General features: G+C 39.8%; 20 protein-coding genes and 2 pseudogenes. 11 read left to right on the top strand and 11 right to left on the bottom strand.

What is annotated here, in order from left to right:
* Positions 1 to 340: 340 nt before the first annotated feature.
* Together NLP_RS13565 and NLP_RS13555 are read left to right on the top strand one after the other, a co-directional pair.
* On the top strand, positions 341 to 1,018 hold the full coding sequence (locus tag NLP_RS13565; RefSeq protein WP_104906846.1) for a hypothetical protein: 678 nt from the start codon (positions 341 to 343) through the stop codon (positions 1,016 to 1,018).
* A gap of 633 nt (positions 1,019 to 1,651) precedes the next feature.
* Positions 1,652 to 1,861, top strand: coding sequence for a TOBE domain-containing protein (locus tag NLP_RS13555; RefSeq protein ID WP_104906844.1), 210 nt, complete (start codon positions 1,652 to 1,654; stop codon positions 1,859 to 1,861).
* A gap of 65 nt (positions 1,862 to 1,926) precedes the next feature.
* Here NLP_RS13555 and NLP_RS13550 read toward each other — a convergent pair whose 3' ends face one another.
* Positions 1,927 to 2,685, bottom strand: coding sequence for a HesA/MoeB/ThiF family protein (locus NLP_RS13550; RefSeq protein ID WP_104906843.1), 759 nt, complete (start codon positions 2,683 to 2,685; stop codon positions 1,927 to 1,929).
* 234 nt (positions 2,686 to 2,919) lie between these two features.
* Between NLP_RS13550 and NLP_RS13545 the strand changes: the two genes are divergently transcribed.
* Together NLP_RS13545 and NLP_RS34160 are read left to right on the top strand one after the other, a co-directional pair.
* The gene (locus NLP_RS13545) at positions 2,920 to 3,126 is read left to right on the top strand and encodes a substrate-binding domain-containing protein (protein ID WP_104906842.1); all 207 of its coding nucleotides are present in this window, start codon (positions 2,920 to 2,922) and stop codon (positions 3,124 to 3,126) included.
* Positions 3,111 to 3,251 carry a hypothetical protein gene (locus NLP_RS34160; protein WP_234017395.1) on the top strand — a complete coding sequence of 47 codons (141 nt, stop codon included), beginning with the start codon at positions 3,111 to 3,113 and terminating at the stop codon, positions 3,249 to 3,251. Before NLP_RS13545 ends, NLP_RS34160 begins: the two co-directional genes overlap by 16 nt.
* Here NLP_RS34160 and NLP_RS13540 read toward each other — a convergent pair.
* Complete coding sequence (locus tag NLP_RS13540) at positions 3,248 to 3,457, bottom strand: TOBE domain-containing protein (protein ID WP_104906841.1); 210 nt, start codon at positions 3,455 to 3,457, stop codon at positions 3,248 to 3,250. The genes NLP_RS34160 and NLP_RS13540 overlap by 4 nt on opposite strands.
* Before the next feature lie 746 nt (positions 3,458 to 4,203).
* On the opposite strand from NLP_RS13540, the pseudogene NLP_RS13535 reads away from it, so the two are divergent.
* The 3 genes and pseudogenes from NLP_RS13535 to NLP_RS13525 form a co-directional block, all read left to right on the top strand.
* Positions 4,204 to 4,539 (top strand): annotated as a pseudogene (locus tag NLP_RS13535) (transposase); the annotation flags it as partial.
* 181 nt (positions 4,540 to 4,720) lie between these two features.
* Complete coding sequence (locus NLP_RS13530) at positions 4,721 to 5,599, top strand: phosphodiester glycosidase family protein (RefSeq protein ID WP_104906840.1); 879 nt, start codon at positions 4,721 to 4,723, stop codon at positions 5,597 to 5,599.
* Between the two features lie 160 nt (positions 5,600 to 5,759).
* The gene (locus NLP_RS13525; RefSeq protein WP_104906839.1) at positions 5,760 to 6,071 is read left to right on the top strand and encodes a threonine dehydratase; all 312 of its coding nucleotides are present in this window, start codon (positions 5,760 to 5,762) and stop codon (positions 6,069 to 6,071) included.
* 363 nt (positions 6,072 to 6,434) lie between these two features.
* Here NLP_RS13525 and NLP_RS13520 read toward each other — a convergent pair whose 3' ends face one another.
* Complete coding sequence (locus NLP_RS13520) at positions 6,435 to 6,644, bottom strand: hypothetical protein (protein ID WP_094352741.1); 210 nt, start codon at positions 6,642 to 6,644, stop codon at positions 6,435 to 6,437.
* A gap of 442 nt (positions 6,645 to 7,086) precedes the next feature.
* Here NLP_RS13520 and NLP_RS13515 point away from each other — a divergent pair, with 442 nt between their 5' ends.
* Complete coding sequence (locus NLP_RS13515; RefSeq protein WP_104909868.1) at positions 7,087 to 8,136, top strand: adenosine deaminase; 1,050 nt, start codon at positions 7,087 to 7,089, stop codon at positions 8,134 to 8,136.
* A 1,036-nt stretch (positions 8,137 to 9,172) separates the two neighbouring features.
* Here the strand turns inward: NLP_RS13515 and NLP_RS13505 are convergent.
* Both NLP_RS13505 and NLP_RS13500 read right to left on the bottom strand, forming a co-directional pair.
* The gene (locus tag NLP_RS13505) at positions 9,173 to 9,811 is read right to left on the bottom strand and encodes a HesA/MoeB/ThiF family protein (protein ID WP_104906837.1); all 639 of its coding nucleotides are present in this window, start codon (positions 9,809 to 9,811) and stop codon (positions 9,173 to 9,175) included.
* Positions 9,812 to 9,819: 8 nt separating this feature from the next.
* The gene (locus NLP_RS13500) at positions 9,820 to 10,650 is read right to left on the bottom strand and encodes a hypothetical protein (protein ID WP_104909867.1); all 831 of its coding nucleotides are present in this window, start codon (positions 10,648 to 10,650) and stop codon (positions 9,820 to 9,822) included.
* 100 nt (positions 10,651 to 10,750) lie between these two features.
* On the opposite strand from NLP_RS13500, the gene NLP_RS13495 reads away from it, so the two are divergent.
* Complete coding sequence (locus NLP_RS13495; protein ID WP_104906836.1) at positions 10,751 to 11,131, top strand: hypothetical protein; 381 nt, start codon at positions 10,751 to 10,753, stop codon at positions 11,129 to 11,131.
* A 175-nt stretch (positions 11,132 to 11,306) separates the two neighbouring features.
* On the opposite strand, the gene NLP_RS13490 is transcribed toward NLP_RS13495, so the two are convergent.
* Positions 11,307 to 11,594 (bottom strand): AlbA family DNA-binding domain-containing protein, encoded by a 288-nt coding sequence (locus tag NLP_RS13490; protein ID WP_234017314.1) that lies wholly within the window; start codon positions 11,592 to 11,594, stop codon positions 11,307 to 11,309.
* A 74-nt stretch (positions 11,595 to 11,668) separates the two neighbouring features.
* Positions 11,669 to 12,532, bottom strand: a pseudogene (locus NLP_RS13485) (vWA domain-containing protein); the annotation flags it as partial.
* A gap of 544 nt (positions 12,533 to 13,076) precedes the next feature.
* On the opposite strand from NLP_RS13485, the gene mutL reads away from it, so the two are divergent.
* Positions 13,077 to 14,837, top strand: a complete 1,761-nt coding sequence (gene mutL / locus NLP_RS13475; RefSeq protein ID WP_104906834.1) for a DNA mismatch repair endonuclease MutL — start codon at positions 13,077 to 13,079, stop codon at positions 14,835 to 14,837.
* 144 nt (positions 14,838 to 14,981) lie between these two features.
* Here mutL and NLP_RS13470 read toward each other — a convergent pair whose 3' ends face one another.
* The 4 genes from NLP_RS13470 to NLP_RS33115 all read right to left on the bottom strand — a co-directional run bounded on the left by NLP_RS13470 (position 14,982) and on the right by NLP_RS33115 (position 18,956).
* Positions 14,982 to 16,463 carry a bifunctional metallophosphatase/5'-nucleotidase gene (locus NLP_RS13470; RefSeq protein WP_104906833.1) on the bottom strand — a complete coding sequence of 494 codons (1,482 nt, stop codon included), beginning with the start codon at positions 16,461 to 16,463 and terminating at the stop codon, positions 14,982 to 14,984.
* Between the two features lie 154 nt (positions 16,464 to 16,617).
* The gene (locus NLP_RS13465; protein ID WP_104906832.1) at positions 16,618 to 17,550 is read right to left on the bottom strand and encodes a tellurite resistance TerB family protein; all 933 of its coding nucleotides are present in this window, start codon (positions 17,548 to 17,550) and stop codon (positions 16,618 to 16,620) included.
* Between the two features lie 104 nt (positions 17,551 to 17,654).
* Positions 17,655 to 18,650, bottom strand: a complete 996-nt coding sequence (locus NLP_RS13460; protein ID WP_104906831.1) for a nucleoside hydrolase — start codon at positions 18,648 to 18,650, stop codon at positions 17,655 to 17,657.
* A gap of 165 nt (positions 18,651 to 18,815) precedes the next feature.
* Positions 18,816 to 18,956, bottom strand: coding sequence for a hypothetical protein (locus NLP_RS33115; protein WP_158680365.1), 141 nt, complete (start codon positions 18,954 to 18,956; stop codon positions 18,816 to 18,818).
* Positions 18,957 to 19,952: 996 nt separating this feature from the next.
* Between NLP_RS33115 and NLP_RS13455 the strand changes: the two genes are divergently transcribed.
* Positions 19,953 to 21,662, top strand: coding sequence for an urea transporter (locus tag NLP_RS13455; RefSeq protein WP_199784820.1), 1,710 nt, complete (start codon positions 19,953 to 19,955; stop codon positions 21,660 to 21,662).
* The last annotated feature ends 47 nt before the right edge of the window (positions 21,663 to 21,709 follow it).

Here is a 21,709-nt window from a genome sequence, read left to right as displayed (position 1 = left end):
CAAATAATATGGTAATTTACTCAATAAGTTGGTATTATCTTCAGTACATACATAGATACACTTATCTATTTTGAAAAACGCAAACCTATTCTGAGATTTGCGGATAACTTTGTCTTTGGATTCATTAGTTTTTAATAATTTATATTGAAAACTAGCTATTTTGTATTGTCTGGTAAGGAGTTGAAAGTTGAATGATTTGAAAGTTTTATTTTTATCTAACAAAATTTATTGTCAACTTGCTCAGTTCTGGTGAGAACGATACTAATTTTTGGTGAGCGAAAAGCTTTGAGCAAAACTATCTAATTTTTTCAATATTCAATCGTAAACGGAGAAGGATTTTATGCGTTTTACCCGCCAGATACCCATTGCGTCTTTAATACTATCGCTACTGGTTTTATGGCAGCCTACTTTAGCTGACTCCAGAAGTGATGTTCCCTGGAATCAAAAAGAAAAAACACCTTCTCTCTGGGATAAAAATAAGTGTCCTGGAGGTTCTTCGCAAAGTTTTCGTTTGGGTGGAGAACTCAATAATCCAACCACCTATAACTTGCAAAACCTGACAAATTTGCGAGATACTTTAAAAAAACAAAATCCAGCATTAGTTACTGAAATTACTGTAAGCTTTCAAACCGGTTCAGGTCCACGAACAGAAACATACTATGGAGTTCCCCTATGGGAATTGATTAATAATCCGAAAGCCGGAGGTGGTCTAAAACCTGGAAATTCTGGGGTGAATAGTAAAAACTCTTTTCTGAGGCAATATGTTCTAGTTGACGCCACAGATTGCTATGGTGCAGTCGTAGCTATTGGTGAGATTCAACCTAACTTTGAAGGGAAAACAGTGTTAGTTGCATTTGCAAAAAAAGGTAGTGATGGTAAAGTCTTGCCTTTAACAGACGAAGGATTTGCTCGTTTAGTAGTTCCAGGTGACAAAGCCGGAGGTCGTTACGTTAGTAATGTGACAAATATCCTCATCTTATCTGCTCCTCCTTCTCCTTTGAAACCAAAATATTTCTGAAAACCTTTCTGATTAAAAACGCCGACAACGGAGAGTTACCACGCCACTTGGTCTACTTGGGGAAACCCTAACAAGTAGACCAAGTGGCTTCCTGTTGTAGGCGTTACGCCTTCTTGCTTGTTTACAGCTATTTTCAGGTAAATAAACCACGTGGTAGGGGCGCAAGGCCTTGCGCCCCTACAACAGATGTGGTTCAAATACTTGAATTCTGCTGTAAAACTAAGCTTTGATATTTTCATCCAGATGCAAGAATCAGGGTTTGATAGAGAGCATTCTAATCTTGTAAAAAAAGTTATATTAAATTCTCAAAAAAGTAACCAGTGTAGTTAGTCAGGATTCAACTACTTGACAAATTACTAAATCTACGATTGCCAAAAATTCTCAGAACGCACCCAGAGAACTGAGTAGCCGCATCACTAAAAACAGTTTTTAATAAATGCTGCGCCAAGTTTTGACTGTCCCTTTGACTATTTTACTATCGACTTTTTCGCGATATTCTAATACCAGTCTGATATCTAAGTTATTCTGTAAGGCAGAAGATAACATCCCACTAAATGAAGATAATCTAATAATCTGATAGTTGTTAGTACTACTCAGTTTAGAATTATCTTTTAACGTAGGGAGTATCAAAATATGGAAGTTAGCGCTCGTAATTCCTTAAAAGGAACTATTAAGGAAATTCACCAAGGAGCAGTCAACTCTGAGGTCATATTAGAAATTGTGCCTGGGGTGGAAGTAACTGCAATTATTACCAAAGAGTCAGTAGAGCATCTCCAACTTCAAGAGGGAAAACAAGCGATCGCTGTGATTAAAGCGTCAGATGTGATAATTGCTACAGAATAGCTCGAAATGAGTAGATAAGTTGTGGCGATCCGCTTATAGAGCGATCGCTACAATTATCTAACTATTTACGAATTTTCCTCTTCAAAACTGCTACTACACACCAGACATGAAGGATCGCGATAAGAATGTCGTTTGGCAAATTCCATTCGCATCAAATCGATTGTTAGCAGTTGTGACAATAAGGGTTGACTAAACTTAGTAATCAGCTTTATTACCTCTAATGCACTAAGACAAGCGAGTGTCCCAGAAACAGCACCGATAACCGAGAACCCACGCTGATTCCAATCCGGCTTTTCTGGAAACAAGCATGATAGACAAGGAGTGACACCAGGAATAATCGTTGTCAGGTAAGCTTCCATTCCGTCCATTGCAGCTTCTACCATTGGTTTTTGCCAGCGCACGCAAGCCTGATTGAGCAAGTTCCGCTCTGTGAAATTGTGGGCGCAATCAACAGCTATATCAGCAGATTGCACTAAAGAATCTACATTCTCTTTTGTAACGTAATCATCAACTGCTTCCACCTGAATATCAGGATTAATCGCTTGCAGAGTTTCTTTGGCTTTGAGTACTCTTGGCTTACCTACCCAATCATTTGTCATTAGAACCTGACGATTGAGATCATCTAGCCGCAAGTTACCACCCCGAACTAGGATTAGCCGCCCAACACCCGCTACTGCCAAATAAAGCGCTGATGTCCCGCCTAATCCCCCTACACCTGTAACCAAAACCGTTGCAGACTTCAAGCGCTTTTGTCCTGCTTCTCCAAAATTGGGAAGCATCATTTGGCGGTGATAGCGTTCTAACTCACTGGGTGTTAAGTTCATCGCTTTTTACCTCTTTATCAGTTGTAAAATCTACCACCTAGTTGGTAGCAGGTATTGTAGTTGTCTATACATTTTTCTGATTTACTACCTATAAAGTTGGTATTTTTTTCAGGCATCATTAAGGGAGCTATTGTGCAATACTCTTTGTCCTGGGTTGAATGCCCAATGGAATAAGCCCCACAGTAAAGCGTGGGGCCTTTGAAGTATTATTACTTTCTGGTGAGATATACAGCAATGGCTGATGCAGGAATCAGTACGGTATCTATAACTGCTGTCTTGAGGTTAGGATTTATCCTTGTTCATAGTGCGCGATATGACTTGGCGATTCTCAAAGAATACTTGGAACAATCACCAGTACAGCAGTTTATCGCTATCTTGGGACATCACAAGCGTGCGATCGCAATCCTATGCAGACATTTGGTGGTGTGGCTAATAGATTAAATCGCTTTGGTTTAGCTTATCTACACATCATTGATGGGAAAGTTGTAGTAAGGAGTTACCTACGCGATCGCGTTACAGAGGGCAGTTTGATAGCCCCCTTAATAGAATCCCAACAATTACTTTAGTCTACGGCAATTATTACATCTGATGATTTAATTATGGCGTGGACTTCTTTACCTTCAGTAAGTTTGAGATTTTCTGCTGATGATTTGGTAATAATTGCAGTCACCTCTACCCCTGGTGCTACTTCTATTGTTACTTCACTATTTACAGAGCCAACGACAACGTTTTTTATAGTTCCTTTGAGAGCATTACGAGCGCTAACTTGCATTTTATGACTCCTACTGTCTTTTTATTTACACATAAATAATAACAACTAATTAAATTAATCTGTATCCCTACTGACAGAAAATATATAATTTTTTATTATCCATTAATATATAAAATATACACAAATAATTGGTTATTTATATCTTTTTAAACCAATTTATTTGGTAATAAAAGTAATATAAAGTAGTTGTAGTTAATCCAACCATTTTTCAGACTGTTCTCTGACACACGCAAAAGAAATTCTTGATACTACTTCATTTTGTAACATTAATTTTGGCAACAAAAGTAAACTCAATTTGGTAGTGACGAAAATGCTAGTGCTAAGGTGAAGGTTAAAAGCTTCAGTGGATAGACATCATCTCATAGTTACTGCATGGACAGGTTTGGGAAATTTTTATACAACGCCAGGTAAACAGATAAATGAAATACCGCAGACATCACAACAACAAAGGTAAGCAGCAAATTCGTTCCTACAAAACCTTAAGACAAGTGCAGCGTATAGCTCAACACTTAGGAATTCCTTTTACTTTTTTAAAATTGGCTAAAAGGCGCGACAAAAGTTGATATCAATTTGCGGACTTGCTGAATTAAGGGATGATTTCGCACAATTTATAACGAATTTACAATGGTTTCAACCGCCAATTCATCCCGCATTTATGCAACGCCTCATATTTGATTTCTGAAAAAAAGTACGAGATAATACTGAGGGTTGTATCTGTCTAACAACGAACAATGATAAACCAGCTTCTACGTTATTTATTAGACCAGTCCCCCAACCTGCATATTACTTCTTTTTTGGGATGGTGCTTCTTACCATCGTTCACATCTGGTTCAAAACTTTTTAGGTGAGATAAACCAAGGTTTGTCTCAAGAGCAGTGGAAAATTCATTGCGAACCCTAAAGCTCCTAATTGCCCATCACAAAATCCAATTGAGGATATTTGGTTACAAGCTAAAACCTGGGTGCGGCGTTTCTGTGCTTTGATTCCTTCGTTCTCTTATCTTAAATGGATGTTTGAGTGGTTTCTCCGACACACAAACGAGTGATTTTGCCACTCTTCAAATGTATGGAGCTTTGTCATAAATCAAATACTAGTCCTATATGCCCTTCGGTATACTTTTGACTATTTCCTTTTCCTAACTCCCTAAAAAATCGGCGAACCGGGAGTAATTAAAATTAATTGTTTGTTTTTTAGCTTAAAGTATTTTAATGAAATCAACTAAATCAACTTTTTTGATCTAACTGGCTGCAAGTGAGTTTTAAAGTGAGAAAAATCAAACTATTGGCTTTGATATTAATTAGTTTGGCAATGGTATTGTGGTTTAATTTGCGTTTTTCAACACCGTCAATACCCACTATTGCAGCTTCACCACCAAAAACTATCCGCTACTTCGATCGCACTTTGCCCCAAGGCATCGCTCACATTCTGTTGATTCCAGTTAATAGCAAATTTTTGGTAACTCCTGCACTATCACAGAAAGTAGCCACCGTAGAGGAATTTGCTCAAAAGCATCGAGCTGTAGCTGTTTTGAATGCAGGCTTTTTTGATCCAGCCAACCAAAAAACTACATCTTATGTTGTCCGACAAGGGAAGTTGGTAGCTGATCCCAAGGAAAACGAGCGGCTGGTGAATAATCCCAACTTAAAACCTTATTTGGGTCAAATATTCAATCGCACAGAATTCCGTCGCTACTTATGCGGGCAAACTATTCGCTATTCCATTGCCCTACACAGTCAGTCACCACCAGCAGGTTGTCAGTTAGTTGATGCTATAGGTGCTGGCCCACGCCTATTACCAGAACTCACCTTAGAAAAAGAGGGCTTTGTAGATAATGCCAATAAACGAGATGCACTTGGCAGCAAGCAACTCAATGCCAGAACTGCTGTAGGTATAACCCGTGATGGTAGCGTTATTTTAGTTATGGTGGCTCAAAAACCCTCGGCTCCCGCGAACTCTGGGGTGTCGTTGCCAGCATTAGCTAATTTTATGAAAACTCTTGGTGCCGATCAAGCGATGAATCTGGATGGGGGGAGTTCGTCTTCGCTTTATTACAATCGGAAAACCTTTTACGGGAAGGTTGATTTGGAAGGAAATTCTATCAAGCGTCCGGTGAAGTCAGTTTTGCTGGTTCAGGAAAACTAAAGGCTGTGGGAATTGATCAGACAGAGCGATCGGCAATTGCCATATCAAACGTAATTCCTAGTTGAGCTATACCTACCTACTGGTAGATTTTTGCCATATCAGCAATCCCCAAATCCGAATTGAGTCACAATTATAATAGGCAATCATTGAAGGTACTGTTATGCTTCGTCTAACTCAATTTATTCGGAACTTGTTCCTTCGTTTTGAAGGCTTGTTTGGTGTTTTATTCCAAAGTATTTCTAATTTTTTCGGAAATTTATTTGGTTTTTTTGGCAAGCTTTTCGGATTCAGTGAGTCTGGTTATTTCTTGGAATCTGATCAGGTGCAAAACATAAAGCAAGCTTCAGCTAAACAGCCAATTGAAACGAATCGGGATAACACTGCTAAAATTCTTGCCACTAACCGCCGTCGTTCTAATGCCAAACTTGACGACTACTACCTCAACATGGCTCGTGATATGAAAAAGAACTGAAAAAAGCCATCAAGTGGAGGGTAAGTTTAGCAATAAGCTGTTTTACCTTTAACTTGCATAATTAGGGCGGGCAAGACTTTAGCATCAGCGCTACTTCAATAACACTCACTACAGGTCAGCCGAACGCTGTCCACCCCACAATATTTTAATTAAATTTAGATATGCAAATTATATCTGGAACAGTTTACCAATAACTAAATGGCGCTTTGCATTTTCAGAAAAATCATCTAGCCACAATTAACGAATTTGTATGTGCGTAGGCGAGCATTTACCGCAGGCATCGCACCTTTAACAAAAATTTTGTCCAGTTTGAGGCTGGACAATAGCTAGAAATATTTTTGAGCTTGAATATTTACTTGGTTTTTAACTTACCAAATCAACTAAGGCGTTGCTTTGGAAGCGGACTATAGATGAAACTGAGCAACCGCGATAATTCTCAGAGGTGAATACTGATAGTGTGATATTAGCTTGACCTGGATCTAAAATGCGTTTTACCTTGCAGGTTTGCATTTTATTGTTGCAGTAAGCAATAATCCGATCGCCAGCCTTGACTTCCAACGCTTGAATTTTCAATTAATACCAACCTTGCCAGGAATTTGCTTTGTTAAAGGAAAAATATATTGCTATATTTCACTCGCTTAACAATAGTAATGTTCTTTTAGTGTAGCACAAAAATTAAGGATATCAATGCTATCAATTTAATCTTGGTAATGTCAAGTTTATTCATGCTGCAAATACTAGTGCAGGAGGTAAGAGGCAGAAATTAATTTGTTGCTCTCAACCCTATCTAATTCCAAGCCAGCAAATCGTTTGCGCCGTTTATCGGTCAGAGTATTTGTTGAAATCCAGATGGTGGGAAATCTCTACTCCAAAGAAGTTGGAGCTAATTTTTTTTGATGGAAGGATGAAGGGAAACCTCTGCTCCAAAGAAGTTGGAGCTAATTTTTTTTGATGGAAGATTTTTATCTCGATGTTTTTGTTACAATCATTGAAATTTTTACCTAAAAATACCACTATGGCTTTATATGCTGAATTACATAGACATCTAGGCGGCTCGGTCGTACCACGAGTTTTATGGCGATATTTCGAGCGACATTCTACGGAGTTAATTTCCCGCTTTACTGACTATTCAGATTTTGAAGATTTTTATACCCGCCCACGTAATACCCTAGATGAGTATCTAGAATTACACACCCTGGTAGAAAGCGTGCAAACTGTGGAGACTTTGCCTTACTTTATCTATCGCTTGGTGCGGGGTGCTTACATATTTGAAAATTTGGCTTATCTGGAACTGCGCTATACTCCTTATTTGCGGACACCTGAGCATCTGAGTCAATCCGAAAGAATTGACAAGATGGCAGAAATTGTGCGAGTCGTAGGACTTGCCAGCCACCAGCCAGAATATCCGATTGTTACTAGCCAAATTCTCTGTATGCACACGCGCCTACCTTATGAGGTGAACAAGGCGATTGTTGATTTGGCGGCGCAAAATAAACAGTATGTCTGTGCAGTAGATGTAGCGGGAGGTGGTAGTAGTTACGCCGATCGCTTAGAAGAATGGATTAGCTTATATGATTATGCGCGATCGCTGGGCGTTAACACCACGGGACATTTATATGAAACCACCGCTAGTTGTTACCCAGAACTGTTACCATATTTGATGCGAATTGGTCACGGCATTCAAATTCCCCTACTATATCCAGAACTACTTAATGATGTGGCTAAACGCGGACAATGTTTGGAAGTTTGTCCGACAACTTATCTCAAAACTGGAACTTTGCAAGATATACGTCAACTCAAATTAGTTTTTGACCGTTGTCTTGATGCTGGGGTTGATATCGCTATCTGTACTGATAATGCCGGATTGCACAATGTGCGTCTACCGTTTGAGTATGAAAATCTCTTGACTTACAACATTATTAGTTTTGAACAACTACAAGCTTGTCAAGATGCGGCTTTCCGTCATGCTTTTGCTTGGCCTTACAGTCAACCTCCTGCATCACTGTTGAACGGTTTACTCAAACCTGAACCAGCTAAAATTTTGTCCATGAGAGATACTAATTAACCATCGCCTAAAGATATTCATAAAGTTAGGTGATTAAAATAATTCGTAATTGATAATTCGTAATTCGTAATTGAATTAGTTAGGGATTTAAACCCCAACTAATTTTAGACCGCTAATTTAAAAAAATTTAGCGCGGTGTTCCGTTCCTTTTAATTACGAATTACGAATTACGAATTAGTAATTATTGTTGAATGTTAATTAATGTTGTAACCAGGAACTTCGTGGATTTCTAGCCCTTCCATCGCCAAATTATGCCAACCGAGTTCTGGATTTTGCGGGTTGAAGGAGTCGCGATCGCGTGCTCACAAGAAGATGACTCTACCTGGATAAGCTTGCGGGACGTAGTTTCGCATCGCTTTAATTATGGCAGGCTTTACAGTCAAATACATCTAACGACGCAAGGACAATTAAGACAACATCAAATAAGCTTCATATAACAACTTAATTGCTTTGTACTAGATTATAAAGGTGGAATCATGATAAGTTATATCAGCAGGGGTAAAGAGGGAGATTGTGTTCAGCAAATTTTGGGCACTCACATGAGGTATTCAGAAATAAGCTTTTGGATTGCCCAGCAAAATGCACCGAACACCACAAATCTAGAGTCACAAATTGCAAACTTAGAGTCACAAGTTAGAAGTTTCGAGTCACAAGTCACAAGTTTAAAGTATCAAGTCTCTAACCTAGAACACGATGTTAGGCAAGCTGGAGCCATTGCAATATTTTGTGTTGGAGCGTTTTGTGCATTGTGGGCCCAGAATACCGGTCGTAATGCATGGTTATGGTTTTTCCTTGGAATCTTCTTCGCTCCAATTACTCTCATAGTGCTACTTGCCAAAAATTCAGCTGACAGAAGATCGCAGAGATAATTGACCGAAAAAGACTCATGATACAAGCCCCTAAATTTATTTATGGGGATTATTAATTTTGACTTTTGACTTTTGACTTTTGACTTTTGACTTCCCCGAAAGGGCTGACCTCCTCGTTTGATAAGCCGATATAGCCATAACGTCAAAATCACAAACGTCTACGCAATCTACAAAAACAGAGATTGAACAGTCAGATCCTTCTGGGTGATGGTGAAGTTACGCTGTTCTGCTGTGGCAATGAATGAAACGATCGCTTCACACGCCACGGCTACGGTTAACATTACTAGGTTTCGTGTCAACGGATAATCACAGACATCATCATTCACTTCAGAAGGAACGCGATAAACGTCATTCCAAATCACTTCTGCATAATCTGCTGATAGTCCAGCATGAAGGCAGGGTACGCTTAATTTTTCAGCATAATCTTTCACTGCTTGACGTGCCACGCTATTGTCAAAGACATCGACAATTAACTGGCTGTCTTTGAGTAATTGAGTTGTATTTGCTGGTGTTAACTCTTTTGTCTTAGCATCAACTTTAGTACCAATTGCTCGATATAAATTATTCGCTAAAATCTTCGCCTTGAACGCTCCCACATCAGAACGGTAGTAAGGCTGAGTCGAAAGGTTACGCTCCTCAATGCGATCGCGATCTATCACTGTAAGTTTATCAAAACCAGACCGAGCTAAGTTTTCCGCAATGTTAGCTCCTAATGCTCCAGCCCCACAAATAGTTACACGATAGTTTTTCAACTTTGCCATCACAGCATTGCTGCGGTAAAGCTGTTCGTGAAAAAAGATGTTCATTGTTCTCACTACTCTTGCTGTTCCATGACACCTACTAAGGATTGCAAGTCAAAATCGCGATCGCGTCCACTCAGGCAAATGCCAGAACTAACAACAGTCAAATCAGTTTTAGCGATCGCACTACTATGGCGAACACCATCAGCAGTTGTCCAATCGACTCTCCAGTAGTCGCTGCGATCGTAGAATTGAGTTAAGGTACCGCCACCCATTTGCAATGCCTTTATCAATCGCTTTTCATCCCGTTGGGGTTTGGTAAATCCATCTATGCGCCGAGTTGCTAATTGATACACTGTGCGGATTTCTGGAGTAATGCCCTTAAACTGTAATTCTTCAGCAGAAATGAGTTGCTTAACAGCAGATTGCAGAGTTTCAACAATTACCGGATCGGTACGGCGATCTACTTCCTCGAACCAGCATGACTGCCCATTCCATCGGGCAATGATTTGCTCAAAGGCGACACCTTCGCTTACTAGATGCACTGCGATCGGCTTAACTACCTTTAACCGTTGACGCATATCTACTTCATTCACGGGATATGCTAACCAAGTTTGTCCCCGCAGTTGGTGTGCTAACCGCAGCCGTATTTGGGAAAAGTGTTGCAGGTATTCCACAATTTGCGGTAAGTCTGCTTCTTCTACAACCGTTGCTGTTTTTTCATCCACAGCCTGAAAAATGCCCCAGCCTTCAAATTTACTAGGCTTTGGGCTGAAAGTGTAGATCATCCCGGCTACCCGTGTGCGAACTCGTCCACCTTTGACACAGGGCGCGAGGAATTGGGTGGTATATAACTGTGCTTCTGCGATCGCAATTTGGTTGATTAGCTTACGGATGTCAATCATCATTATCTCTGTTTACGCATAATTACCCAAGATTATTACCAGCGATTGAGTATATAAAAAACATAATTTTCGCTCAGTAAACCTAAAAAATAGAAAAATAATGACTACGCAAATACAACAAATATCAGAATCCCGAAAAAAGTTAGCATCTGCTTACCGTGCAGTTTACGCAATTGGAGTTTTGAGTATTTTTCTAAGCATAATATTCTTTGTTGCTGGTAGTCGATTACCTGATTATCTAATATTGGTTTTTTGTTCTTTATTTTTTGGTTTACTCTATTTATTTCTAGGTTTTTTTGTACAACGTAAATCAAAAATTGCACTAGGTATTGCAGTAGGATTGATGTCGCTAAATGTGTTAACGGGCATTTATAATATGATTCAAACTGGTAAACCGTTTGGCTTGATTGTTCCCATGATATTTTTAGGTCAGACTATAGAAGGATTTAAAGCTATAGAAGTATTAAAGTCAAAAACTTGAAGTAAATTTTAATTTTGTTAATCAATAGCCTCCTACTTAGGAAGTAGTACAATTCCTGCGTGCAAGTTGGTGGAGCATTGCGTTTTCTCAGTTACTAGAGGGACTCCGCTGGTGAATTAGTAGTAACCAGTTCTATTTGCTTAATGAGAAGTCCGTTGATACGAGGATGAATGTTTTAATTTATAATCTGTTCTAATCTTTCTTTTGACAAGGCATTAGGATTTAATCCTGTATCAATCTCAGTAGGAATATGCCCATTTTCTTTTACACCATAGATAATTATGCCTCCAGCAGAATTAGCAAAAGCTGAGACATCTTTGCTAATTTCTATTTTCTTTTTATCAGTAAGTGGAAAGATTGCAGCACATTCCTTATAATCAAGTTCAAGGTTTTCCTGAACTCTATCCTTAATCATAGACAGAATAGTGTCTTCAGACCATTCTTTGAGTGGTGTCGTCATCATTATCTTAAAAACTCGTAAACGAATGAAAGACATTGCTCATCATTTTTACTGGCAAGCAATGTCACATTCTAACCTCACTTATCCTCTCGTACAGGCAACGGCATATCCAAAATCTCCATTAGCAAATCCAGACGAGAGGGGCGCGTTAGCAGTGGAACGATGTTCGGCAAACTGTAGTAGTCACCCGCGAAAGTGAACGTATCTACAGGTGCTTGCTGCTGCTTTAATTGACTCTCCACCCAGTTGTAATCAGTACCCACACGGACAATCACCACATTGGGCATTATCGCCAATTCCCGGCAGTAGTTCTTGTAGACTTCACCGAAGTAAGGAGCAGCATTTTCGCCCTCATCCGTCACCAAAATTATCTGGTCAACTACCTGCTTTTTCCGCCGCATTGCTTCCAATGCACAACCGATACTAGTACCACCGCCTGCCTTAATGTGCTGGAAGGCACGCTCCCAGTCGCTCAACTCCTTGCCCTTTGCCGTAACAGCGTAAGGAATGGTGTCGAAAGCGTAGACAAACAGTTCTGCCTTAGTGATACCAGAGATTAGGGCAGCGAGTTGCAAACCCGTTGCGATCGCATTTTCCATTGAACCAGACTTGTCCACCAATAAAGCAGTTGGACGAGCGATCGCACCACGCCGCTTTACCTGTTCGTTTGTCACCTTTTCCAGTTGGGCAACTGTGTCTGCGTCAAAATCGGCTGCATCTGTGGCAATCTGTGCTTTGAATGCTGAGACACGCGTACTCTTAGACGCTGCTTCCAGCTTAGAATTAATCAGCTTCTTGACTTCTGGGTGATCCATTGCACCTCTAGTCTGGAGAGACTTGAGGTTGTTGATCGCTTCTTGAGGAGTCATGCTGTTGATTAACGCCACCAATACAACTGGTGTAAGTTGGTTGATTGTACCAATTGCGATCGTATATGGAATTTTGGGCTTACCAAGAGCCAAAGGCATGGCGTGATGACCACCTGGAACTACCAATGCTAGAGTCACCGGGGCAAAGGTGGTGGAATGCCGCTGTCTCTAAGTGGAGGTACGATGTGCATAATCAGCTGGTTGCTGATGTGTTTTATGATAATGGATAAGAATTCATCCAATTTACCAACGGCAAAGAAATACTGGTAGAGACAGCTTGGCGCTGGGAGTGGGAAGGAGTATTGGAATACGCTAGTAGTTGAAATGGCGATCGCTTACTATGCAGTATAAACTTATTCCTTCCCATCTACTCTGTCATGGGTTGTTTGTAAAAAAGGTGACAGTTATTTATTTAACTTACCTGCACGGACAAACTCAGCGTAGGTATCAGCTTCAATTGCCAGCAGTTCCCTTCACAGTTCTTCGGTTGTAAATTCTTGCAAATTTTCGTCAATATTTAGATGCGTTTGCTCTGGGGAGTTCTCCGGCTTAAGTAATCAAGCGAACATGATATAAGTCATATATAACGTGCCCCAGAAGCTATAAACTATAATTTATGGCATCTACTATTCAAGCTCTACCAACAGAAGTTGTATATCTCATTACAGCTGGAGAGGTAATCGACTCTTTAGCTTCTGTGGTGCGGGAATTGGTAGAAAATTCCCTAGACGCAGGTGCAACGCGAATTGTGGTTTCTCTGTGGCCGCAGCAATGGCGAATCCGTGTGGCAGATAATGGCTGTGGAATGAACCTAGATGATTTGCAACAAGCAGCCACAGCCCACAGCACTAGTAAAATTCGCTCTAGTGCCGATTTGTGGAAAATTAATAGTTTGGGGTTTCGTGGTGAGGCGTTGCACAGTTTAACGACTCTGGCAGATTTGGAAATTTTGAGTCGTCCTCTGGACGGAAAATTAGGATGGCGGATAATTTATGGCGATGGCGGGAAAGTTGTACAAGTTGAAGTAACTGCGATCGCACCTGGTACAGTAGTTACAGTTTCCCATCTTTTCGGTAATTGCTCATCTCGTCGTCAGGGATTACCCACAACACCACAGCAAATGAAAGCTGTGCAAGCTACAATTTACCAAATCGCCCTCTGTCATCCCCATGTCACCTGGCAGATTTGGCAAAATGACCGTCAATGGTTTACCATCTGTCCTGCTTCCACAACTGGGCAGTTGCTACCGCAGATTTTACCGCAAGTGCGACAAGGTGACTTGCAAGAAGTGAAACTCGAAATAGCCAACCCACTAAACTCAGAAGACAGAACTCAGAATTCAGCACTTTTCACTCCCCACTCAGAAGACAGAACTCAGAATTCAGCACTCCTCACTCCCCACTCAGCACTAAATTTAGTGGTAGGATTACCCGATCGCTGTCATCGTCATCGTCCAGATTGGGTACGTGTAGCCATTAACGGCAGGATAGTTAAGACGCCGGAACTAGAACAAACGATATTATCAGCATTTCATAGAACATTACCACGCGATCGCTATCCAATTTGTTTCTTACATCTTGCCATTTCCCCCGATCAAATTAACTGGAATCGCAATCCAGCAAAAACAGAAATTTACCTCAACGAAATCATTTATTGGCAAGAACAAATTACCCAAGCAATTAACCAAGCACTCAGCATCTCTTCTAACAATCTTAAAGAAGCTGTTCACACGACACGAGTTAGTAAATTACTTAAAGCCGCAGAAGCCAAAGGCGGTTACAATTTCAATCCTCAAAATCCCAACCCTTGTACAGACGCGATTAATCGCGTCTCTCCTAACTCCTTAAAAGCTGTCGCTCAAGTTAGCAACACTTATATTGTGGTGGAACATTCAGGTGGTATGTGGTTAGTAGAACAGCACATTGCCCATGAGCGAGTTTTGTATGAGCAATTATGCGATGATTGGCAACTTTTACCCGTCGAACCCCCAATAATTCTTTATCAATTATCGCCAGCGCAAGTATCGCAACTGCAACGCATCGGTTTAGAAATAGAACCCTTTGGCGAACAACTTTGGGCAGTTCGTAATATCCCCGCCCCTTTGCAGCAGCGAGACGACTGTGCAGAAGCAATTTTAGAACTTAGTTGGGGAGGTGATTTACAAACAGCCCAAGTAGCTGTCGCCTGTCGCAGTGCCATTCGTAACGGTACACCGATGAATCAACAAGAAATGCAGACACTTTTAGATAATTGGCAACGCACTCGCAACCCCCGCACCTGTCCCCACGGACGCCCAATTTATCTATCTTTAGAAGAATCAGCTTTAGCTCGGTTTTTCCGGCGTAATTGGGTAATTGGTAAAAGTCATGGAATTTGATGTTTTTGGTGAGACATTACAATAGCTGTAAAAATGTGAACATTAACAGGTTATCAGAGAATGAGAATTTAGAAGAAGCTGCCCACCCAATAAAAATTATGGCTATATAGGTATAATCTACTGCGTCTTGGGTTTAAAACTTCTCTACTTGTAGATCAATCTTCCTTCAATTTGGCTATTAAGATTTTGATGATGGCTAAAGTACTCTTCAAGAACATTCTGGCAAGATGTTGAAATTACCTTAGCGTTATCTAATTTTGTCAAGTCTTCAATTGTTATGCCTAGACTATGTAGTGAATTTTTATAATGATATTCCTCTATACAGATAGTGTATTGAGCATCAGCTTGTACAGGTTGTCCATTAATGCTCAAAGATTCAAGCTGATTTTGGGAATCACTGTAAACTGCCTGAATACCTTTGCTGACCTGAAAACAACAACTTTCACCGGGTATTCTGTTTTCCACTCTCATAATATGTGCGAATATCTTAGTAAGCTGTACGCCTGTAACTTTCAGTTTATAAAGTACATCGTCGTAAGGAAAAACTTCTTTAATATCGCTAAGTGTAACTAGCAACCCTAATTTTGTTCTACGGATTGAACCACTTCCTATCAAAGTTACATCCAACATATCTAGTTGGTCAATAATATCAACGATTAAGTTACCTAATTCCGTTTCTTCTTCACGCTTAGGATGGGTCAGTTTACGTGCTAATCGTCCAATCAGTCGATTATATTTGCGATCGACTTCTTCTTGAAAAATCGTAATCAACTTTTCGATTTCTGGATCTGGTTCAGCCAGATTATTATCTACAGGCAGGAGTTGCCACTTCCATTCTACAATGCTGTTAGTGTCGTCATCTACTACAATATCAAAGCGCCCAATTTGGTCTGTGCCAATTCCAGCTTGTGCGATTAGAATATTATTAACTTGGGCAGGTTGCTCTAAAAATGTATGCGAGTGTCCGCCAATAATAATATCTACACCCCATTCCGGGTCTAGCAATGCCGCTAGTTTTTTATCCTCTTCAAAACCAATGTGAGTAAGCAGAATTGTTAGGTCAATGTCATCATTTTTGTAGGCGTTGCAAATTTTGCCAACTTCTGAGGAGGCATCTTCAAGACTTACGAATGTACCAATACTGCTGTCACGTTTTAATGACTTGAGAACTTCTTCCGTTATAATCCCGATGAACATAATATCGAATCCATCGACATTCAGGATCAGATAGGGAGTCATCAAACGTTTGTTATATTTTTTAATATACAAATTGGCATTCACAATCGGGAAATTTGCCATCTTTTCTAAAAATAGTAAATGAGGCAATCCATAATCTAATTCGTGATTCCCCAGAGTCACGACATCTGGAGCGAGGTAATTCATGATTTCTATAGTTGAAAGACCTTTATATTCCTTATCAATGAGAGAACCTTGAAGCATATCACCAGAAATTACAAAAAGCACGTTTTTTTCTGATTGGCGCACCTTATTGATATAGCCAGAAAGCAACGATACTCCACCAATTAGATGACCCTCTTCACCACCAGCCTCTGCCAGAAAGTCTCCATGCATATCATTGGAATGTAAAATTGTGAACTTTTTAAACCGCTCTGTGGTCATCATCATCTCTTACCTTTATGAAATTAATAAATTAATCTTATTTTGATTTAAAAGTAGCAAGCGTACCGCAAATTTAAACTGTTAGATATTGCTATAGAAAGATAGAGTTATTTCATGAGTAAATAACTTTCAAATTTCTTAGTCTAGACGTTAGAAAAACTTACAGCATTTCCGTCACAATGCTAAATAGATTGAGCGCCCGATATTGATTACTAAAAATTTTGGCAAATTCCCTGGAGTAAAATGGTTGGCTACGGTAGATAAATCCTTCAGCAACATTGTAACGGCTCAACTCAGAGAACTTTTGAGCGCTCGCCTGTTCTTGCTTATCGTTTTGAGGAATCACAATGGTATAAAAAACCTCAGATACCTCGTCATGATTAAGATAACGACGAAACATTCCATTCAGTTCAATATTAATGAGTCTTTCTGCCTCGGAAATATCTTTATCAATCCTAATGAGTATGTTAATCAAGTCCTGTAATTGAATTATCTGTTCAGTTGGAGGATAGATTGTCAAGTAGTTCTCAACATCTTGCCGCAGCCTAATAAAGTTAATCTCTGAATCATCGCTTCGTAACTGAAGCATATTCCAAGAAAATTCAATATTCCATTTTTGTGCAAACGTATCAATAAATTTTCGTTCCCGTTCATCCAGCCTTTCATCAATTAATGCAATCTGGCAGAGAATATCAATGATTGTTTTATGCTGAGGCGGTTTAAATAAAGCTATTGCTAAATCTGCAACTTCCTTTCGCTCTAAATTGAGAGATCGCTTCAGCAATGTGAAAAAGCTTTTATGACGTTCTCCAGGAACCCATAGTTCTATTCCTACTAAAATAGAAAATGTCACAATCAATAGATATAAAGCCTCTTGAATAAATCCCTGCCACTGGCCAGCAAATAGATAATTTAATGTGAATAGGCTACTTGGCACGATACTAACTAACATCGCCGTAATCGAAATGCTCTCAGCAACCGCTTTATCATGCTTGCGCTTCCAAAGCTTGTTTGCCCGCAGATAAATCTCTGTAATCGTGAATCCAAGTGAAGCAAATGTCAAATAGAAAATCAGTTGCCTAAGGAATTCCATGTTTGAATAAGTTCCTTCTTACACTCGTCAGTAGTAACCTTTGTGAACTAGTGAATAATAGCCACTAACCTAAAATTAAGAGGGAGCGACTTTACAACAGAAGCTTAAATATCGGCGGTTATAAATAGCTGCTTCAAATCTTCAATGAAGCTAGTAAAAAATTTGCCCTCATCTACTTGCAACGCTACCCAGGCATTTGCTGCTGTTTTCGTAGTAGAACGACTATCAATTAATGTCTGTCCCAGTGTCCACTGTCCCTTTGTTTCAACCCGGACTTTTGCTCTTTTGAACATCAGGGTTTCTGGATAAAACAGGTATCCTAATGTTGCTGCATCATGGACAAGAAGACCTGGAATTCCTGCTGTTTCTCGATAACCCAATGCTGTGCCAATCATAAACTCACAAAGATTTGTTAAGAACTGAGAAAGTTTACTCTCTGGATTTGCCTGAGTGACTGCCACAGTCATATCTCGCGTAAAAATTAAGCGTCGGGTCACGTCTAGCGGCAGCACAACGATATCGTCTCGGCTATCAAATACTGTCTGAGCAGCTTCAACATTAAACCAAATATTGAATTCGGCATGGGGAGTAACATTACCAGGACAGAAGAAAGCACCTCCCATAATCACAATTTCCTTGGCTTTTTTCAGGATGCCAGGACTTTTCATTTCCGCCGCCGCGAGGTTGGTTAGGGGTGCGATCGCTACAATGGTAATTTCCCCTGGAGCAGCGTTCAACTCATCAATAATCAGTTCATCGGAGTAAGGAGCGTCCTCAATGCTGTGGGTGGCGGCGGGTAAAGTGTGAGAAAGATTGCCCATCCCATCCGACCCATGAATATGGCTGGCATCTTCTATAATTTCTCTTTTTGCAAGGACACTGCGACCTACTTTAATGTGTGGGAATCCTACTAAATTTAAAATCTGGCTAGCACTAGAAAACGTGCATTTGGCAGCGACATTGCCATCTGCGGAAGTAACAGCGACAAGTTCAGCGAGTCCTCTTTTTACCAAGCTAAGAAGCCATAGGAAGGTATAGATATCATCTCCGCCTGGATCGGTGTCGAGAATAATTTTGTGATGCGTAAGTTGAGTTGTCATTGGAAAAATTGTTTAAGTAAAGGATGATTGTATAAAAGTCTAATAGGGCATTATCAAAAGCAATTTTTGCCGGGTTATCATGCTAATTGCTGCTCCATAAAACTGCTCTGAATAGGGTTAGTTCTCTAAATTCAAAGTAATTACAATAGTTGTGTCAATAAGCAGCTATAAGGTGAATTCTAGTAATAAAATTACCATAGCCGTTGGTTTCGATAACTCTTGGAGACGCACTCGCGTTCGCTCAACCAACTGAGTGGTCGAGAGTTGAGCGAAGTCGAAACTCGTCAACATAGGTATTTTTTTCATCAGAAATCACCTAAATGCGACTATTTCTCAGCTTATTGAGAATAAATTATTTTATTGACATGAGGCGATGTCTACGACGGGCTACGCCTACGCACTGGTCAAGCAGCCCTGGAGGGTGATGATTTGCTCATGGGTCTAATTACAAAGCTATGTATCTTTTTAGTTAATTCGTAAGTACAAATGAGTCTCGAACTGTCTTAAGCGAACATGAAATTTTTATACCTCGGTTATGATTTTTTAGAGCAATTTTGCAAATACCTTTGCTTTAGCAGTTTATTAAAGCACTTTTATATGAGACAAAACAAGCACATGAATGTCATATATTTTTCTCTGTTATCAGATATTTTTAGTTAATTTTTTACAGACTAGTTTTTTTGTCAATACATAAGTATTATAACTTTGAATATAAGTAGAGCGGCATGATAAAATGCATCTATGTTTAGTTTTGTAAAAACTATAAAATCAGTTATTTGTAAGCTGTTTGCTGATTTTAGATTTTATTATATAGGTTTATTTTTTAACGCCGATTTTTTTACAATCTCATAAAGATTATTTTTATATACATTTGTATAAAAGTTAGCAAGTTTTAAACTTCATGTTTTTAGTGAAAACGCTGCTAAGTCCATATACTAGGTCTTTAAAGTAATTAATCGTATGTAAATTACCTGTTAAATCAGTATTTTAGATGACAATTTTAATTAGTTACTAATCTTGAAATTGAGTTTATAAATAGCCTCTTACATAGTCAAAGTTATGATATTTATAACTTGACAGAAGGACTAGTTAGTGTAAAAGTAACTCAATAAACGTCAGAGCAGAGTTAAATATATGACATTTATGTTCTTGTTTTATTCTGAATAAAGGTGCTTTAATGAATCGATAGAATAAAAATTTACTAGTTAAAATGTGGATATTAAACAGTTGATGCAGCTGTTTGTTCAAATTGTTAATGTACCTGTGGATATCTGAAATTTAGATTAGTTTTAGTTGTGAAACTTGAGTGCGAACAAAACCTTAAAACTTAGCGATCGCCTATTTTTTGTTGGCAACGTAGACAAAATGAATACCGATCCCTCTCCTCTGCATGAGTTAATCTCTCACGTTTTATCTTCAGAGGAACCAAAATTACAGATTTCAAAAAGCTTATTACCATTAGGCACGATGCAGCAACTAAATCAACGCCTGATGCATCAACCTTTATTGAATTTCATTAACGCCACTCTACGCGGTATTGGTCAGGTCATTTTTGTCAATAATCCTGTGAGCGGTCTACTATTTTTAATTGCCATGTTCATTCAGGCTCCTTGGTTGGGGACAATGAGCTTGCTTGGAACCGCGATCGCAACATTAACAGCAATTATCTTACAGAAACACTTTGCGAAAATTTTCCAGATCAATCGAGATAATATTCAAAATGGTATTTTTGGACTGAATGGATTACTCACCGGAGCGACGATCGCATCGCTGGGGCTATTTGGCAATGGCAGATGGAATCTGAATTGGGCGATCGCAGTAATTGTATTCGCTTCTCTATCAACGGTATTAATGGAAACTGTGGGAGTCTGGTTTGCTAGTCAGTTTCGAGTAGCACCGCTCGGTATTCCATTTCATATAGCGTTGCTAAGTTTTGTGATTCTCGTGCTATTTCTACCCCAAACTTACTTCGATTTTGGGTCGTTACCGCCTGTTTCTCCTAGTCAACTTAACGGTTTGCGACTCGCTCAATCGCTACCGCTTAGTATTGGGCAGGTGTTTTTTTCCAATAGCTGGGTTGTTGGAATTTTGATTGTTTTGGGGATTGCTATCTGCACCCCGATTAGTGCGATTGTTGGCTTGCTGGGATGCGTAATGTATTTACTTGCAGGTTTGCTGCTGCAAGTGACTCCTAACGATTTGTATACTGGGTTATGGGGTTACAATGCTGTGCTGACGGCGATCGCCATTGGTGGAGTATTCTACACACCAAATCTATTCAGTATTTCTATTGCTCTGGGTTGTGCCTTTCTCGCATCGCTAGTTAGTTGGGGCTTGGCAGCTTTGTTTGCGCCGCTAAAATTGCCCGTCCTGGCACTGCCTTTTGTGATTGTAACCATTGGCTGTTTTCTGATTTTACGGCGATCGCTACCCTCGCTCGTGCCGGTAGCACTGCATACAGTTGCTAGTCCCGAAGAACATCGGCAACGGTTTTTAGTGGCAAAGCGAATTATTTCTAACTTTCGTCGTCAACTTGCCGCCGCGCTCCAAAGCAAGCCGCGCCAACTGCTGTTTAAACAAGCGTCTTCTACCTTTAAAGGAGACTTGCGCTATATCTTCGATGCCATCGACCAAGACCAGAGTGGGCATCTCTGTATTGAAGAATTAACCAATCATTTAAACCAGGCAGGAAAGGGGTTGTCGGATAACGAAATCACGCTGTTATTCACAAGTATGGACAGCGATCGCAGCAACACAATCGATTTTGAAGAATTCGGTGAGTTAATGCTGCGTCATCGTCAGTTGATGGCCGAATACAACGATTTTCTCACTTATTTTTTACCGCTCGATGCTGATGAAGACAATATTATTAGCCTTGATGAAATGAATATTGCAATGGCAAGTGTTGGTGAATTGCCACTGACAAAAGATGAAGTTGCATTTCTGCGCGATCGTACAGGAGGGCAACTGTTGACTTGGAATCAATTTATTGAAGTACTGCTAGTGACTTGAGGAGCGATAGCAACTTGGGAATTTTTCAAGAGAATAACTCAATGTGT

It is taken from the genome of Nostoc sp. 'Lobaria pulmonaria (5183) cyanobiont' (assembly GCF_002949795.1).
Taxonomy (GTDB): Bacteria; Cyanobacteriota; Cyanobacteriia; order Cyanobacteriales; family Nostocaceae; genus Nostoc.
The sequence above is the reverse complement of the archived record's forward strand: the minus strand, read 5'-3'. Positions and strand labels throughout refer to the sequence as shown.

Coding starts and splice junctions, on each gene's coding strand:
- NLP_RS13500 (WP_104909867.1), bottom strand. CDS start 10,650: ATGATTGACATCCGTAAGCTAATCAACCAAATTGCGATCGCAGAAGCA.
- NLP_RS13495 (WP_104906836.1), top strand. CDS start 10,751: ATGACTACGCAAATACAACAAATATCAGAATCCCGAAAAAAGTTAGCA.
- NLP_RS13565 (WP_104906846.1), top strand. CDS start 341: ATGCGTTTTACCCGCCAGATACCCATTGCGTCTTTAATACTATCGCTA.
- NLP_RS13540 (WP_104906841.1), bottom strand. CDS start 3,457: ATGCAAGTTAGCGCTCGTAATGCTCTCAAAGGAACTATAAAAAACGTT.
- mutL (WP_104906834.1), top strand. CDS start 13,077: ATGGCATCTACTATTCAAGCTCTACCAACAGAAGTTGTATATCTCATT.
- NLP_RS13515 (WP_104909868.1), top strand. CDS start 7,087: ATGGCTTTATATGCTGAATTACATAGACATCTAGGCGGCTCGGTCGTA.
- NLP_RS13555 (WP_104906844.1), top strand. CDS start 1,652: ATGGAAGTTAGCGCTCGTAATTCCTTAAAAGGAACTATTAAGGAAATT.
- NLP_RS13525 (WP_104906839.1), top strand. CDS start 5,760: ATGCTTCGTCTAACTCAATTTATTCGGAACTTGTTCCTTCGTTTTGAA.
- NLP_RS13490 (WP_234017314.1), bottom strand. CDS start 11,594: ATGATGACGACACCACTCAAAGAATGGTCTGAAGACACTATTCTGTCT.
- NLP_RS13545 (WP_104906842.1), top strand. CDS start 2,920: ATGGCTGATGCAGGAATCAGTACGGTATCTATAACTGCTGTCTTGAGG.
- NLP_RS13470 (WP_104906833.1), bottom strand. CDS start 16,463: ATGATGATGACCACAGAGCGGTTTAAAAAGTTCACAATTTTACATTCC.
- NLP_RS33115 (WP_158680365.1), bottom strand. CDS start 18,956: ATGAAAAAAATACCTATGTTGACGAGTTTCGACTTCGCTCAACTCTCG.
- NLP_RS13465 (WP_104906832.1), bottom strand. CDS start 17,550: ATGGAATTCCTTAGGCAACTGATTTTCTATTTGACATTTGCTTCACTT.
- NLP_RS13550 (WP_104906843.1), bottom strand. CDS start 2,685: ATGAACTTAACACCCAGTGAGTTAGAACGCTATCACCGCCAAATGATG.
- NLP_RS13460 (WP_104906831.1), bottom strand. CDS start 18,650: ATGACAACTCAACTTACGCATCACAAAATTATTCTCGACACCGATCCA.
- NLP_RS13505 (WP_104906837.1), bottom strand. CDS start 9,811: ATGAACATCTTTTTTCACGAACAGCTTTACCGCAGCAATGCTGTGATG.